15 protein-coding genes are annotated in these 14,652 nt (G+C 73.0%); 8 read left to right on the plus strand and 7 right to left on the minus strand.

The genetic code is table 11. From position 1 onward, the window contains the following. The first annotated feature begins 36 nt into the window (after nucleotides 1–36). The 5 genes from DEJ23_RS11565 to DEJ23_RS11585 all read left to right on the plus strand — a co-directional run bounded on the left by DEJ23_RS11565 (nucleotide 37) and on the right by DEJ23_RS11585 (nucleotide 5,939). The gene (locus DEJ23_RS11565; protein WP_111240407.1) at nucleotides 37–2,229 is read left to right on the plus strand and encodes an efflux RND transporter permease subunit; all 2,193 of its coding nucleotides are present in this window, start codon (nucleotides 37–39) and stop codon (nucleotides 2,227–2,229) included. Between the two features lie 12 nt (nucleotides 2,230–2,241). Beyond that, complete coding sequence (locus DEJ23_RS11570; protein ID WP_111240408.1) at nucleotides 2,242–2,892, plus strand: GntR family transcriptional regulator; 651 nt, start codon at nucleotides 2,242–2,244, stop codon at nucleotides 2,890–2,892. An 81-nt stretch (nucleotides 2,893–2,973) separates the two neighbouring features. Then, nucleotides 2,974–4,485: an LCP family protein gene (locus tag DEJ23_RS11575; RefSeq protein ID WP_111240409.1), complete on the plus strand. Its 1,512-nt coding sequence runs from the start codon at nucleotides 2,974–2,976 to the stop codon at nucleotides 4,483–4,485. Nucleotides 4,486–4,569: 84 nt separating this feature from the next. Beyond that, on the plus strand, nucleotides 4,570–5,130 hold the full coding sequence (locus DEJ23_RS11580) for a sigma-70 family RNA polymerase sigma factor (protein ID WP_220034229.1): 561 nt from the start codon (nucleotides 4,570–4,572) through the stop codon (nucleotides 5,128–5,130). Between the two features lie 26 nt (nucleotides 5,131–5,156). Beyond that, nucleotides 5,157–5,939, plus strand: a complete 783-nt coding sequence (locus DEJ23_RS11585; RefSeq protein ID WP_111240411.1) for an endonuclease/exonuclease/phosphatase family protein — start codon at nucleotides 5,157–5,159, stop codon at nucleotides 5,937–5,939. 61 nt (nucleotides 5,940–6,000) lie between these two features. On the opposite strand, the gene DEJ23_RS11590 is transcribed toward DEJ23_RS11585, so the two are convergent. Beyond that, nucleotides 6,001–6,807, minus strand: a complete 807-nt coding sequence (locus DEJ23_RS11590; protein ID WP_111240412.1) for a hypothetical protein — start codon at nucleotides 6,805–6,807, stop codon at nucleotides 6,001–6,003. 158 nt (nucleotides 6,808–6,965) lie between these two features. Here DEJ23_RS11590 and DEJ23_RS11595 point away from each other — a divergent pair, with 158 nt between their 5' ends. Further along, nucleotides 6,966–7,907, plus strand: coding sequence for an SDR family oxidoreductase (locus DEJ23_RS11595; RefSeq protein WP_111240413.1), 942 nt, complete (start codon nucleotides 6,966–6,968; stop codon nucleotides 7,905–7,907). A gap of 82 nt (nucleotides 7,908–7,989) precedes the next feature. On the opposite strand, the gene DEJ23_RS15475 is transcribed toward DEJ23_RS11595, so the two are convergent. Continuing rightward, on the minus strand, nucleotides 7,990–8,313 hold the full coding sequence (locus DEJ23_RS15475; RefSeq protein WP_146240282.1) for a hypothetical protein: 324 nt from the start codon (nucleotides 8,311–8,313) through the stop codon (nucleotides 7,990–7,992). A gap of 163 nt (nucleotides 8,314–8,476) precedes the next feature. On the opposite strand from DEJ23_RS15475, the gene DEJ23_RS11600 reads away from it, so the two are divergent. After that, on the plus strand, nucleotides 8,477–9,157 hold the full coding sequence (locus tag DEJ23_RS11600) for a TetR/AcrR family transcriptional regulator (RefSeq protein WP_181429235.1): 681 nt from the start codon (nucleotides 8,477–8,479) through the stop codon (nucleotides 9,155–9,157). A gap of 76 nt (nucleotides 9,158–9,233) precedes the next feature. Then, on the plus strand, nucleotides 9,234–9,428 hold the full coding sequence (locus DEJ23_RS11605; protein WP_111240415.1) for a DUF2795 domain-containing protein: 195 nt from the start codon (nucleotides 9,234–9,236) through the stop codon (nucleotides 9,426–9,428). Nucleotides 9,429–9,577: 149 nt separating this feature from the next. Here DEJ23_RS11605 and DEJ23_RS11615 read toward each other — a convergent pair whose 3' ends face one another. The 5 genes from DEJ23_RS11615 to DEJ23_RS11635 form a co-directional block, all read right to left on the minus strand. Continuing rightward, entirely contained in the window at nucleotides 9,578–11,086 is a 1,509-nt protein-coding gene (locus DEJ23_RS11615) for a threonine/serine exporter ThrE family protein (protein ID WP_111240416.1), read from the minus strand. 55 nt (nucleotides 11,087–11,141) lie between these two features. Further along, nucleotides 11,142–11,519, minus strand: coding sequence for a hypothetical protein (locus tag DEJ23_RS11620; RefSeq protein WP_146240284.1), 378 nt, complete (start codon nucleotides 11,517–11,519; stop codon nucleotides 11,142–11,144). A gap of 29 nt (nucleotides 11,520–11,548) precedes the next feature. Next, nucleotides 11,549–11,989, minus strand: coding sequence for an OsmC family peroxiredoxin (locus DEJ23_RS11625; RefSeq protein ID WP_066651628.1), 441 nt, complete (start codon nucleotides 11,987–11,989; stop codon nucleotides 11,549–11,551). A gap of 242 nt (nucleotides 11,990–12,231) precedes the next feature. Beyond that, nucleotides 12,232–12,933, minus strand: coding sequence for a GntR family transcriptional regulator (locus tag DEJ23_RS11630; protein WP_258375485.1), 702 nt, complete (start codon nucleotides 12,931–12,933; stop codon nucleotides 12,232–12,234). Nucleotides 12,934–12,979: 46 nt separating this feature from the next. Then, the gene (locus DEJ23_RS11635) at nucleotides 12,980–14,644 is read right to left on the minus strand and encodes an ABC transporter ATP-binding protein (RefSeq protein WP_111240460.1); all 1,665 of its coding nucleotides are present in this window, start codon (nucleotides 14,642–14,644) and stop codon (nucleotides 12,980–12,982) included. Nucleotides 14,645–14,652: the final 8 nt, after the last annotated feature.

The following is a 14,652-nucleotide window of genomic DNA, read 5'->3' on the forward strand; positions in this document are numbered from 1 at the left end:
AGTCAGCATGCTGACCATCGGTGTACGCTCACCGACGTGCCCCGCTTCCTCCGCGTCGTCCTGCCCGCGCTCGTCATCGTCGTCTGGCTCGTCGCCGCCAGCGTCGGCGGCCCCGTCTTCGGGAAGATCTCGGAGGTCGCGACGAACGACCAGACCTCGTTCCTGCCCGCCTCGGCCGACGCCACGGAGGTCCAGGAACGCGCCTCCGACTTCCGTCAGGCGTCGGGGGCGCCCGCGATCGTCGTGCTCGAGCGCGACGGCGGTCTGACCGACGACGACCTCGCCGGTGCCCGCCGGATCGCGACCGCGCTCGGCGACCGCGACGACGTGCAGGACGTCAGCCCCGTCATCCCGAGCGAGGACGGCGACGCGGCCGAGATCGTGGCGACGCTGACCGAGGACGCCGACACCGGCGACGCGGTCGCGGCGATCCGGTCCGAGGTGGGCGACGCGCTGCCGTCCGGGGTCGCCGGGTACGTCACCGGACCGGCGGGCTTCACCGCGGACCTGACCGAGGCGTTCGCCGGCATCGACGGCCTGCTCCTCGGCGTCGCGCTCGCCGCGGTGTTCGTCATCCTCGTCGTCGTCTACCGCTCACCCCTGCTGCCGTTCCTCGTGCTCGGTACCGCGACCTTCGCCCTGTGCGCATCGATCCTCGTCGTGTACGAGCTCGCGGAGGCCGGCGTCGTCACCGTCAACGGCCAGGTGCAGGGCATCCTGTCGATCCTCGTCATCGGGGCGGCCACCGACTACGCGCTCCTCTACACGGCTCGGTTCCGCGAGGCGCTCCGCGACCACCGGGCGGGGTGGGACGCCACGAGGGCGGCGCTGCGCGGGGCGTTCGAGCCGATCGTCGCCTCCGGCGGCACCGTCATCGTCGGCGTGCTCTGCCTGCTCCTGTCCGACCTCGAGTCGAACCGGGCGCTCGGCCCGGTCGCGGCGATCGGCATCGCGTTCAGCCTGCTCGCCGCGCTCACGCTGCTGCCGGCACTGCTCCTGGCCTTCCGTCGTGCCGCGTTCTGGCCCCTCCGCCCGGTCCACGGCAGCGGACACCGGGCCCTGACCGGGCCGGAGGCGGCCGGGCTCTGGGCACGCGTCGGGCGGCTCGTGGCCCGCCGGTCCCGGACGGTCTGGGTCGTGTGCACCGTCGCGCTCCTGGCCATGGGCGGTGGTCTGGTCGGTCTCCGCGCGGACGGCGTCCCGCAGAGCGACCTCGTCATCGGGGCGTCGCAGGCGCGGGACGGGCAGGACGTCCTCGCGGACCACTTCCCCGGGGGATCCGGCAGCCCGGCACGGGTCATCGGTGCCGAACGCGACCTGGACGGCCTGGTGGACGCGGTCCGGTCGGTTCGGGGCGTCGACGGCGTGGTCGCCGCGTCGGAGGACTCCCCGTCGGGCACCGTCCCCGTGGACGGGGGGACCGACGGCGGGACCGACGGCGGGACCGACGGCGGTGCCGGGGGCGGTGTCGAGGACGGGGGCGCCGGGTCCGGTGGCGCTCCGGCTCCCGCCGAGCCGACCGTCGCCCGGGGGGACGTCCTGCTCGAGGTCACCCTCGCGGACCCCGCCGACTCCGCCGCCGCCGAGCAGACCGTCCGCGACCTCCGCACCGCCGTCGAGCGGGTGGACCCGGACGCGGTCGTCGGCGGCGTCACGGCGACGGCGCTCGACACGAACGACGCGGGCATCCGGGACCGCTCGGTCATCATCCCCGTGGTGCTCGCGGTGATCCTCGTGATCCTCGTGCTGCTGCTCCGGAGCGTCGTGGCGCCGCTCGTGCTGGTCGGCAGCGTGATCGTGTCCTTCGCCGCCGCGCTCGGCGTCGGCGCGCTCGTGTTCGACCACCTGTTCCACTTCCCCGGAGCGGACCCGTCGGTCCCGCTGTACTCGTTCGTCTTCCTCGTCGCGCTCGGGCTCGACTACAACATCTTCCTCATGACACGGGTGCGCGAGGAGGCCCTGCGGCACGGTCCGCGCGAGGGCGTCCTCCGGGGACTCGCGGCGACCGGCGGGGTGATCACGTCGGCCGGGATCGTCCTCGCCGCGACCTTCGCCGCCCTGGGCGTGATCCCGATCCTGTTCCTCGCCCAGATCGCCTTCGTCGTCGCGTTCGGCGTGCTGCTCGACACCGTCGTGGTCCGGTCCCTGCTCGTCCCCGCGCTCGCGATCGACCTGGGGCGCCGTGCCTGGTGGCCGTCGCGCCTCTCGCGTGCGTCCCGTCACATGTGACACGCTGGTGGCATGCCAGTCCCCTCCACGCAGCCCGCCGCCGAGCGCAAGCTGCTCCGTGACACCGTGCAGGACAAGATCCGCGACGCGATCATGGACGGCACGCTCGAACCGGGCGAACGGCTGAACGACGACGACCTCATCGCGTGGCTCGGGGTCTCCCGGACCCCGATCCGTGAGGCGCTGGCGGAGCTCGCCCGCGCCGGGCTGATCGAGATGGCGCCGAACCGGTACACGCGTGTCGCTGCGCCGACCAAGGACGAGCTGCTCGACGCGTACCGCACGCTCGGCGTCATCTACGGCGGTGTCGTGCGGCTCGCCGTCCCGCGGTTCACCGCCGCGGAGCGGGAGGAGATCGTCGCGACGCTCGACGACGTCGCGGCCCGGATCGACGCCGACCACCAGGACGAGGTGGCGCGCGAGGGCTCCGACATCTACTCGATGTGGGCGGACGCGTGCGGCAACGCCTCGCTGGCGCAGCTGTGCCGGGCGACGACCGACGGACTGGCCTTCAAGCTGCGCGTCCCCGAGCTCACCGAGCTGGTGCCGACCGAGGTCGTCCGGCCCGAGATCGACGAGCTGCGGGCCGCCGTGCTCGACGGGGACCCCATCCGCGCGGAGCTCGCGATGGAGGCGATCCACCTCCTGCCCGCGCGCGACTGAGCCCGACCGCCCGTTCAGCATCGACGGGGGACCCTCAGCGGTTTCCCTGTCCGTTCGACGGTCTGCCGTTATGGTTTCCGGGTGAGCATCGATCCCGAGCAGACGACGCGCCGTGCCCGCCGCGGCCCCGTGCCGCCGCGCCACGGGCGCCAGAAGCGTGGGGGCGGGGTGGTCCTGCCCGCCGTCGCGGGCGTGCTGGCCATGGGCCTGGTCCTGACCGGTGGGTACGCCGCGTTCGCCTTCACCAGCCTGAACAACGGCGTCACGAAGATCGACGCGATCGCCCCGCGGTCGAACGGGGACGACGACGTCGACGGACAGGCGCAGAACATCCTGCTCGTCGGCGACGACCACCGGCCGGACAACGCGACGCCGGAGCAGATGGCGGAGCTCAGCACCGAGGACGACGGCGGTGCGACGAACACCGACACGATGATCGTGCTGCACATCAACGCCGACGGGTCGCAGGCGACGATGATCTCGTTCCCGCGCGACTCGTACGTCGACATCCCCGGTGTCGGCAAGGGCAAGCTCAACAGCGCGTTCCACTACGGCACCCTCAACGGCGGTGGCGACACCGGCGGTGCGAAGCTGCTCATCCAGACGATCCAGGACCTCAGCGGCCTGACGATCGACCACTACGTCCGGGTGTCGCTGCTCGGCTTCTACCAGGTGGTCAAGGAGCTCGGCCCCGTCGAGGTCTGCCTGAACAACGCCGTCAACGACCCGTACTCGGGTGTCGACCTGCCCGCCGGCACCTCGAAGCTCGACGCCAAGCAGGCGCTCTCGTTCGTGCGCCAGCGCCACGGGCTGCCGAACGGCGACCTGGACCGCAACGTCCGCCAGCAGTACTTCCTGTCGCAGGAGGCCCGGAAGGTGCTCTCCGCCGGAACGCTGCTGAACCCGATCAAGATGAACGCGATCCTCAGCGCGGTGGGCGGATCGATCCAGACGGACACCGACCTGGTCTCCCTCGGGGCCCAGATGCGGAACCTCCGCCCCGGCAACATCCAGTCGGCCACGATCCCGACCCTCGGCACCCCGACCATCATGACGAACTCGGGCGCGCTCTCCATCGTGGAGGTGGACACCGTCGGGCTCCCCGCCTTCGTGCAGGGGTTGGTCGGCGAGCCGGAGGAGTACACGGAGGCCACCGCTGCCGAGCCCGCGGCGACGAGTGTCACGGTGCTCAACGGCAGTGGCGTCACCGCTGCGGCGGCGACGGCGAGTGCGAACCTCACCGCGCGCGGCTTCCAGGCCGGCGCCCCCGGCTCGTCGGGAACGACGAAGACGACCCAGGTGCAGTACCCGGCCGGACAGGAAGCCCAGGCGAAGGCCGTGGCCGACGTGGTCCCGGGTGCGGTCGCCGTGCGTTCGGCTGCCGTGACCGGCGTCACCCTGGTGCTCGGCTCCGACGGCAAGACCGTGAGCGCCCCGGCCCCGGCCGGTGACACGTCGTCGGCGCCGGCGGACGGTTCCGCGGACACCGGGAAGACGAAGCCGTCGAAGCCGCGGTCGTCGAGGTCGTCCGAGCCGAAGCCGAGCTCGACCGACGTCAAGAGCTACGGCAAGGAAGGCGTCTGCATCAACTGACAGACGCCCGACAGCTCCCTGTCCATCCGACGGCAGCGGAGCGCCCCGGTTGCACACCGCCGAGCTGGCATGTGGAATACCACGGTGCACGACGACCTGCTGATCCGCCGGGACGAGGAGCGCGAACTGCTGCTCCGGACCGCCGAGGGTGACCGGGCCGCCTTCACCCGCCTGCACGAGCGGCTCCGGGCGCTCGTCGAGGGGTGGGTCCGGCAGTGCCTGGTCGACCGGTGGCAGGCCGAAGAGGTGGTGCAGGACGTCTTCCTCGAGGTCTGGCGCCTCGCCGACCGCTACGACCCGCGGCACCCGCCCGTGTCGTGGGTCCGGACGATCGCGCAGCGTCGAGCGGTGGACCGGGTGCGGAAGGCCGAGGCGGACCGGCGGCGCGACGTGCGGGCCGGCGTCCGGTACCTCGACACGGTGGACCACGCCTCGGTCGAGCGGGCCGAGGGGGTGCTCGACCGGGAGGCCCTGCGCCGGGCGATCGTGGCGCTGCCCGAACGGCAACGCGAGGCCGTGGTGCTCCGGCACCTGGAGGAGCTGACCGGTCCCGAACTCGCCGAACGCCTCGGCGTCCCCGTCGGGACGGCGAAGACCCGGGCGCGCGACGGCGTGCTCGCACTCCGCCGGTCCCTGGGGAGCTGAGCGGTCTCGGTCGGTACATTCGACCGGTGAGCCACGTCGCGCGTCCGATCACCCTGATGACCTACAACGTGAAGAACCCGGACCCGCGTCACGACTGGCCCGCGCGGCTCCCGCTGGTGCTCGACATCATCCGGCGTCACGACCCCGACCTGCTCTGCGTGCAGGAGGCCTTCGGCCACCAGATGGACGCACTGCGGGCAGGCCTGCCGGACCACGGCGACGTCGGACAGGGGCGCGAGGGCGGCACGGCGGGCGAGCACGCCGCCGTGTTCTTCCGCCGCGATCGGCTCCGGCCCGTCGACGTCGGCACGTTCTGGTTGTCGGACACCCCTGACGAGCCGGTCTCGAACACGTGGGGGAGTCTGTACCCGCGGGTGGCGAACCACGCGAGGTTCGTCGACGCCGACGGCGGGGCGTTCACGCTCCTGACGACGCACTTCGACCACGAGGCGAACGAGCACGGTGACGAGGTCCGACGCCGGAGCGCGGCGCTGGTGGTCGAGCGCCTCGCCCCGGTCGAGGGCCCGGTGGTCTTCGCGGGTGACTGCAACGAACCCTGGGGGCGCGGGCCGGCCTCGCAGGTGTTCGCGGATGCCGGGTACGAGGACGCCTGGACGGTGGCGGGCGATCCCGAGGACCGCACGGCCTCGTACAACGACTGGCAGGAGCCGGTCGCCTCGGGCGAGCGGATCGACTGGGTGCTCACCCGCGGCGGGGTCGAGGTCGACCGCGTCGTGATCGACCACGACGGACCGGAGACCTGGGCGGCCAGCGATCACTTCCCGGTGGTGGCGTCGCTGCGGGTCTGACGGGCCTCGTCGGGCCGGACGGAACCGGCCAGACGGGCCCCGCCGGACCGGGCAGGACCGGTCAGCAGGAGCGGCGGGTGTGCACGGGCATCGGGGAGCCGATGACCGTGACCTCGGTGCCGTTCGTCAGCGCGGAGACGCCGTTCGTCCCCTGCTCGTCGTCCGGGGCGTCGGTCGGTCGTGCGCCCGGTGCTCCCCGCTCGGTCCGGGGGGCGTGCGCGCGCGGAGCGTCGGACTCGTCGTCGTCGGGCTCCCACCCGGGCTCGAGCAGCAGCTGCCAGGCGCGGGAGTCGCCGGAGCCGAAGGAGACCTTGTCGGCCTTCGGCGCCGCCTGCAGCTCGTCCTCGACGTCGTCGCCGATCTGGACACCGTCGGGGCCGGTGAGATCGACCCGGCCGCCGGTGCGGGACCGGACCGAGTCCTTGAGCACGCGGATCTCGACCGCGTTGCCGACGGACGAGGGGGTGCCCAGGGCCGCGACGCGGACGGCGCCGCCCCAGGTGTACGTGGTGCCGGAGGGGAAGCACGCGCCACCGTCACCGACCGCGGTCTGCGTCCGTGAGGGCGTCCCGAGGAGTCGGTTGAGCAGTCCCACGGTGGAGCGGGCGTCGCGCATCGAGACGTCGGCCACGGTGTCGTCGTCGTCCTGGAACACGAGCCCCTCGGCACCGAGCTCGATGGTGTCCACGCGTCGGAGCTCGCGGTCCGTGACCCGCACCACGGGTGCATCGGTCGCCGTGACGTCGCTGCGGTCCTCGGCGGCGGAAGCCGGTGTCGCGCCCCCGAGCACCGTGGCGTCGGCCCCGACCACGCCGACCGTGAGGGCGAGCGCGGCGGCACCGAGCGCGAGGGCAGTACGAGGGGTCACCAGTCGACCGTACGTGCTTGTTCCGCACAGGACGACAGGTGTTACCGAATCGCAGCCCGCTCGTCACGTGTTCGTGACCTTGTGGATGCGTCACGGGCTCCCTGCGGGGGACGCCCGGCTGGACGTCCGGCAGTGCGCCGGTGCGTACCGTCCAGCCCATGACGGAGCAGCAGAACGACCAGACGGGGCCCGGCCAGTCGGGGCTGGACCAGTACTCGATGCAGGACCCCACGAAGATGTACGCCGACAAGAAGCCGGACGAGCAGTACCTCCAGGGTGCGGGCACCGACGAGGAGATGGCGCAGAACGTGCCCGCCGACCACGGCGAGGACACCTACCGCGGCTCGGGTCGCCTGGCGGGGCGCAAGGCCCTCGTGACCGGCGGTGACTCGGGGATCGGCGCCGCCGTGGCGATCGCCTACGCCCGCGAGGGTGCCGACGTCGCGATCGTGTACCTGCCCGAGGAGCAGGAGGACGCCGACCGCATCGTCGGCCTCATCGAGGCCGCCGGACGGACCGCCGTCGCGGTCCCCGGCGACATCACGGACCTCGCCTTCTGCGAGGAGCTCGTGCAGCGGGCCGTCGACGGCCTCGGCGGGCTCGACATCCTGGTCAACAACGCCGGGAAGCAGCAGAACGTCGACGACATCACGAAGATCTCCGACGAGGAGTTCGACGAGACCTTCAAGACGAACGCGTACGCGACGTTCCGGATCACGAAGGCGGCCGTGCCGCACCTGCAGCCCGGCTCGACCATCATCAACACCACGTCGATCCAGGCCTACGCCCCCTCGCCGCACCTCGTGCACTACGCCGCCACGAAGGCGACCGTGAACAACATGGCGAAGGGCCTCGCCGCGCAGCTCGCGCCGAAGGGCATCCGCGTCAACGCCGTGGCCCCGGGGCCGATCTGGACGCCCCTGCAGCCGGCGGGCGGCCAGCCGCCGGAGGCGCTGCCGTCCGCGGGCGAGCAGACCTACCTGGGTCGCTGGGGACAGCCCGCCGAGCTCGCGCCGGCGTTCGTCTTCCTGGCGAGCGGGGAGTCGTCCTACGTGGTCGGCGAGACGCTGCACGTCGACGGCGGCATGCCGACCCCGTAGTCGTCGCCGAACCGCGCGACGCGCGCAGCGACGGACGGGAGGCTCCCACCGGACTCGGTGGGAGCCTCCCGTCCGTCGTGGTTCAGGACCCGGACGCGACGCTCCGTGCCATGCGCTCCAGCAGCTCCCGCGCCGACATCGCCGCCGTGAGCTCGACCTCGACGGGGTTGATCCCGATGGCGCGTTCGAGGGCGCGGCGACGGGCCTGGTCGGCGATCGGGACCTCCGGGCGCTGCGGCAGGCCGGCGATCGCGCGTGCGGCGGCGGCGAAGGCGCCCTCGGGCGCACCGAGCTGCTGCCACATCGTCCGGACGTCGTGCGCGACCTGCTCGTCGTCGCCGCCGAACTCGAAGCCCGCCGACGCCATGGTGGCGAGTCCCTGCGCGATGGGGTCTTCCGGGGTCATGCCGGCATGGTGGCACGGTCGGCCGGGACGGCGCTGCGCGGACTGCCCTGCGGGGACGGTGCCTGTCCCCCGACATGCCGACACCCGTACCGGGGATGCTGTGTCCCCCGCTGCTGCGCTTGGATGGGGGTGCGGACAGGACGTCCGCCGCACGACGGAGGGCATGATGCTCGAACACACCAGCGCCGACACGCAGGCGGCGGCTGCCGCGGCCGCCACGCTGCACCTGCGGATCACCATCGTCGGCGCCACCGTCGACCTGCTCCGCGACGTGCCCTTCCACGAGGCCCGCGTCGACGCCGTCGCCGAGCGGATGGGCATCACCACCGCCGAGCTGCGGCAGCACTTCCCCTCGTGGGACGGCCTGGTGCTCGCCGCCCTGGACCGGTGGAACGGCGCACGCATGGACGAGGTCACGCGCGAGGTCGGGGACGGCTCGACCGTCGAACTGCTCCGGGCGATCGTCGCGTCGAACGCCGAGGACCCGGCACTCATGCGGCTCCTCGTCGCGCTGCTGTCCGTCGCGGGCAACCCGGCGCACCCGATGGCGACCTACCTGCGGTCGCGCTACCAGCTGTTCTTCTCGCAGATCAAGCGCGGACTCCAGCACGACATCGCGGTGGGTCGCGCACCGCACACCATGGACCCGCGCCGTGGTGCGGAGCAGCTCATCGCGCTGTACGAGGGCCTGCAGCTGCAGGCGATGCTGCGCGCGGACCTCGACCTGGTGCCGGCGTTCGACCGGGCCGTCGCGCGGCTCGAGCGCGGCTGGATGGAGCGGTACGAGCCGCACGCCGCACAGCGCTTCTCGACGTGGAGCGGCGGCGGCAGCTGGGAGATCTGAGCCGCGAGGCGCACTCGCCGCACCCGTTCGCAGGGCCGTCGGCGTAGTCGTGGAGTCTCCGACGGAAGGAGCCGACATGGCAGCACCGAACCCGATCCAGGTCCAGAAGTACCTCAGCGGCATCGACTACCCCGCCTCGAAGGACGACATCGTCGCGACCGCCGAGAAGGAGGGCGCGCCGGACGACGTGCTCGACGCGCTGAAGAACATCCCGGGCGGCGACTACGACGCACCGACCGCGGTGTCGAAGGCCGTCACCGACGCGGGCTGACACCGCGCACCGCGCGCACCGCGCGCACCGCGCGCACCGCGCGCACCGCGCGCACCGCGCGCACCCGAGACTCGGGCTGAGCGACGTTCCTCGTGCCTGTGGGCCCGAGAACGGTCGCCCAGCCCGGGTCTCGCGTCCGGACTGATCGCTCAGCGCGGGCGGTGTCCCCGTGGCACCGAGCCGTCGCCGGGGTCGTACCCGGTGTCGCGCAGCACGGGGATCGCCGTCGTGTCGTTGTGGACCGAGTGCACCGTGACCCGGCGTGCCCGTCGCAGGGCCCGCCGCGCGCCGGGCGTCGCCACGAGGCCGCCGAGCACGAGCCCCGCGCCGATGCCGAGCGCCACCGAGACCGCCGCCACGAAGTCGAGCGCCGCCCCGGACGACCCGGACATGAAGTGCAGCAGGGCGTTCGACACCGCGACACCGGGCAGCAGGGCGCCGCAGAAGGCCGGTACCGCGATCGCCGCCACGGCCGTCCGCATCCGCGCCGCAGCGATGGTGGACAGCACGCCGAGCAGCACCGAGGCGATGAAGGTCGCCCCGAGCAGCGGCATGCCGAGGTGCCGGAGTTCCCAGAGGAACGCCCCGGCGGTCACCGAGAACAGCACCGCCACGGGGATCACCCGGGCGCTGGCCTGCTGCACGAAGCAGTTCGCGGCGGCCGACACCACGGTCAGGGACAGCGACGCCCACAGCGGCAGCGGCTGCAGGACGATGCCGGACGGGTCGACCTCGATGCGAAGCCACTGCAGGACCGCGATGCCGGCGGGGACGCCCACGACGATCGCGGCGATCACCAGCACGATGTAGAACGCCCGGGCGACCGCCATCGCGCGGAAGCCCGAGATGGCGTCCTGCGCCCAGGTCACGAGCGACACGTGCGGCAGCAGCAGCACCACGAGTGCCGCGACCATGGTGGCTGCGCCGGTCGGGGTCAGCACACCGCCCCAGATCGCCAGGGTCCCGAGCGCCGAGGCCACCGCCGCCTGCGTGCCCGACACGAAGAACTGCGGGAAGCCCCGCCCGGTCAGCCAGCGGCCGGACACGATGATCCCGAGCATGAGCACGAACGCGCCGAGGCCGGCACGCCAGCCGCCGCCGGCCTGCATCGCGATCGAGGTGCCGAGGACCGACAGGCCGACGTCGGCGAGCCAGGTCGGCCAGCGGGTGGGCAGGCGCAGCACGGCCACGAGGGCGCTCACCGCGCTCGTCATGTCGCGCTCACCGTGCACCAGGTCGTCGACGATCTGGTTCGCCCGCGCGAGCCGGTCCAGGTCCGAGCCGTCGGACTGCACCGTGCGGACCTTCACCAGCGGCGGCTGGTCGGCGGGCGCGTACTGGATCGTCACCGAGCTGCCGGAGAAGTCGAGGTCGAGGGGCGCGAGGTTCCACTTCGTCGACACGGCGACCACCGCGGTCTCGACGCTGCGGGTGTCCGCGCCCGAGGCGAGCATCACCTCGGCCAGGTCGAGGCAGAAGTCGACGATCTGCACCGGCGAGTACTGCTCGCGGGGGCGGGTGTCGGGGGAGACGTCCTCGTAGATCGTGCCGCGGAGCCGGGCACGGGCGTCGCGGATGTCGTGCTGTGCGAGGTTGCGGACGCGCGGCCGGGGCGGGCGCCCGGGCCGTGGGACGCCGGGGAGGAACTGCTCGGCCATCAGACCATGGTGCCAGCCGCCCGGACACGAGTCCGGACGTGCGCTGAACGCGTGGTCAGCGGCGTCGGACGCTGAGTCGTCCGAGCGCGAAGGCGACGACGACGGCACCCACGAGCACGAGCACCTGCCCGGTGCGCTCCTGCCAGGGGTGCACGTTCGGCAGGAACGTCGTGTCGGACAGTGGCGCGTACGCGAAGTACCCGAACGACGGGTTCGGCGCGGCGAGGAGGAGGACGACACCGGCCACGAGCAGGGCGATCCCCGCCAGGAGGGCGCGCAGCGTCCGTGCCCGAGCGAGGAGCGCGGCGCTGACCACCGCGACGATGCCGCCGACCAGTGCGAGGACCGTCCCGGCGACGACCAGCCCGTCGAGGTCCCCGGCGACGAAGGCGGGTACCGACAGACGGACGGGAGGCGCGGTGCCAGCTGGCACCGCGCCTCCCGTCCGTCAGCTGGTGACGACTACTGCTCGAAGGTCGCCTTGAGCTCGATGTCGACGCCGGTGAGCGCCTTGGAGACCGGGCAGGTCGCCTTGGCCTCGTCGGCGGCCTTGAGGAAGGCGGCCTCGTCGATGCCGGAGACCTCGCCGTTGACGGTGAGGGTGATGCCGGTGAGCTTGAAGCCGCCCGCGCTGTCCGGGCCGAGCGAGACGTCGGCCTTGACGTCGAGGGCCTCGACGGTGCCGCCGGCCTCGCCGAGGATCGCGGAGAACTGCATCGCGTAGCAGGCCGAGTGGGCCGCGGCGATGAGCTCCTCGGGGCTGGTGGTGCCACCGGCCTCGTCCGCGGCGCGCTTCGGGAAGGAGACGTCGTACGTGCCGACCTTCGAGCTCGACAGCTCGACCTGACCGGAACCGTCGTTGAGGCCGCCCTGCCAGGCGGTACGTGCGGTGCGCGTGGGCATAGCCGCTCCTTTCGTTGGGGGAGGCCCCGTTCAGGGCCGTGGCCAGTCAATCGGAGAACGCTCGTTCTCGCAACCGGCTCTCGGGGAAGACGCAGGCGGCCGCGCGGAGGGGTCGGCGTGCCCGTCCATGGAGCAGGAAACGTCGAGCGAGCTGAGCGCACTCGACGTCTTCTGCTCCATCAACGACGGCCGAGCCGTGGCGGACGCCGTGGGGGAGTGCCACGCCAGGGTCCGGGGCCGCGTCAGGCGGCGGGACCGACCTCGCGCAGGGCGTCGGCCTGCTCCGGGGACGAGCGTGCGGCGTAGCCGATCCGGCTCTCCCGCACGTGCCACGCCATCCGCTCGGCCGCCTGCTCCACGTCGCCCGCGTCGATCGCGGCGAGGATCCGTCGGTGGTCGGGCCACAGCCGCTTGCCGCGCGAGGAGGTGTCGAGCGCGTACAGCCACTCGATCTTCCGCGACAACTGGCGGAGCAGGGTCGCGAGCGTCGAGCTGCCCGACAACTCGGCGACGAGCAGGTGGAACCGCTCGTTGAGGTCCACGAGCAGGTCGAGCTCGTCCCGCTCGACCGCCGCGTCGCCGGCGTCGAGGACGGCTCCGAGCTCGCGGCGGACGCGCCACCAGTCCTCCGGCGGGGTCGCTGCGTCGAACAGCGTCCTGGCGCGGGTCGCGGCCCGGCGGGCGGTGGCGGTCTCCAGTGACTCGCGGACCGCGAACAGGTCGTCGGCCTCGTCGAACGGGATCTCGGCGATCCGGGAGCCGACGTTCGGGCGGGAGACGACGAAGCCCTCGCCCTCGAGCCCGCGGAGTGCCTCGCGGACCGGCACCCGGGAGACCCCGTGGCGCTCCGCGAGGAACGCCTCGGTGACCCGGGTGCCGGGCTGCAGCGCACCGGTCACGATGTCGTGGCGGATGGCGTCGATGACGCTCGTGGCGTTCAGCACGGTGCCGATCGTGCCACACCGTCTCGTCGCGGGGCGCCGTGCGTCGTCACGCGGCGGCCTCGGCGAGCGAGCGACCCGGGATCGCGTCGAGCAGGTCCTTCGTGTACTGCTCCTGCGGGTCGTCGAACACCGCCGCGACGCTGCCCCGCTCGACGACCTCGCCGCGGCGCATCACCACGACGTCGTCCGCGATCCTCCGGACGACCCCGAGGTCGTGCGTGATGAAGAGGTAGCTCAGCCCGAGCCGGTCCTGCAGCTCGTCGAGCAGGGCCAGGATCTGCTCCTGCACGAGCACGTCGAGCGCCGAGACCGCCTCGTCGAGGATGATCAGCTCCGGCTCGAGCGCCAGCGCGCGGGCGATCGCGACGCGCTGTCGCTGCCCGCCGGACAGCTCGTTCGGCCGGAGCTGCGCGACCTCACGGGGGAGTGCGACCTGCTCGAGGAGCGTGCACACCCGTTCGGTGCGCGATGCCCGGTCACCGATCCCGAACACCCGCAGGGGCTCGTCGATGATCCGCTCGATCGTCGACGTCGGGTCGAGCGACCCGTACGGGTCCTGGAACACGGGCTGCACCCGGCGCCGGATCTCCCGCCGCTCGGCGCCGCGCGCCGTCCCGATCGACTTCCCGTCGACGAGCGCGGTGCCCGAGGTCGGTGTCTCGAGCCCGAGCACGATCCGCGCGACCGTCGTCTTGCCCGAGCCGGACTCGCCGACGACCGCGGTGGTCGTGCCGCGGCGGACGGCGAACGACACCCCGTCGGCGGCGCGGAGGGTGCCCGCGCCGCGTCCGCGCAGCGTGTACTCCTTCACCAGGTCGGAGACGACGAGGATCGGCTCGCCCGCCGCGGCGGGCTCGGGAGCGACCCCGGACAGTGCGGGTGCCGCCGCGATGAGCCGCTTCGTGTACTCGTGCTGCGGGTCACGGAGGATCGCCTCCGGCGCGCCCTGCTCGACGATCTCGCCGTCGAGCATGACGACGACGCGGTCGGTCCGGTCCGCCGCGACCCCGAGGTCGTGCGTCACGAACAGCAGCGTCGTGCCGTGCTGGTCCACCAGGGTCTGCAGGTGGTCGAGGATCTGCCGCTGCACCGTCACGTCGAGTGCGCTGGTCGGCTCGTCGGCGATGAGCAGCTCGGGCTGACGGGCGAGCGCCACCGCGATGAGGATCCGCTGCCGCATGCCGCCGGAGAACTCGTGCGGGTACTGGTCGGCGCGACGCGAGGCCTCGGGGATCCCGGCCTCGGTCATGAGCGCCACGACCCGCTGCCGGATCGCCGAGCGACCCCGGAGCCCGCCGGCACGCAGCGCGTCGGCGATCTGCGCGCCGACCCGCATCGACGGGTTGAGGTTCGTCGACGGGTCCTGCGGCACCAGGCCGATCCGCCCGCCCCGGACGCGCCGCATGAGCGATTCGTCGGCGTGCGCGATGTCGTCGTCGCCGAGTCGGATCTCGCCGCCGGTGATGTGCCCGGCACCGGGCAGCAGCCGGAGCAGCGCCGCGATGAGCGTCGACTTGCCCGACCCGGACTGGCCGACGATCGCGACGCGCTCGCCGCGGCGGACGTCGAGGTCGACGCCGTGCAGGACCTCGCGGTCGCCGAACGCGACCCGCAGGTCGCGCACCGACAGCAGGTGGTCGCGCCCGGTCGCCGCGTGCGCGGCGTGTGCGGGCTGCTCGGCCGGGAGGCCCGTGGTGCGTCCGTCGTGCATGGTCCGGT

Source organism: Curtobacterium sp. MCSS17_008, from assembly GCF_003234185.1.
Classification (GTDB): Bacteria; Actinomycetota; Actinomycetes; order Actinomycetales; family Microbacteriaceae; genus Curtobacterium.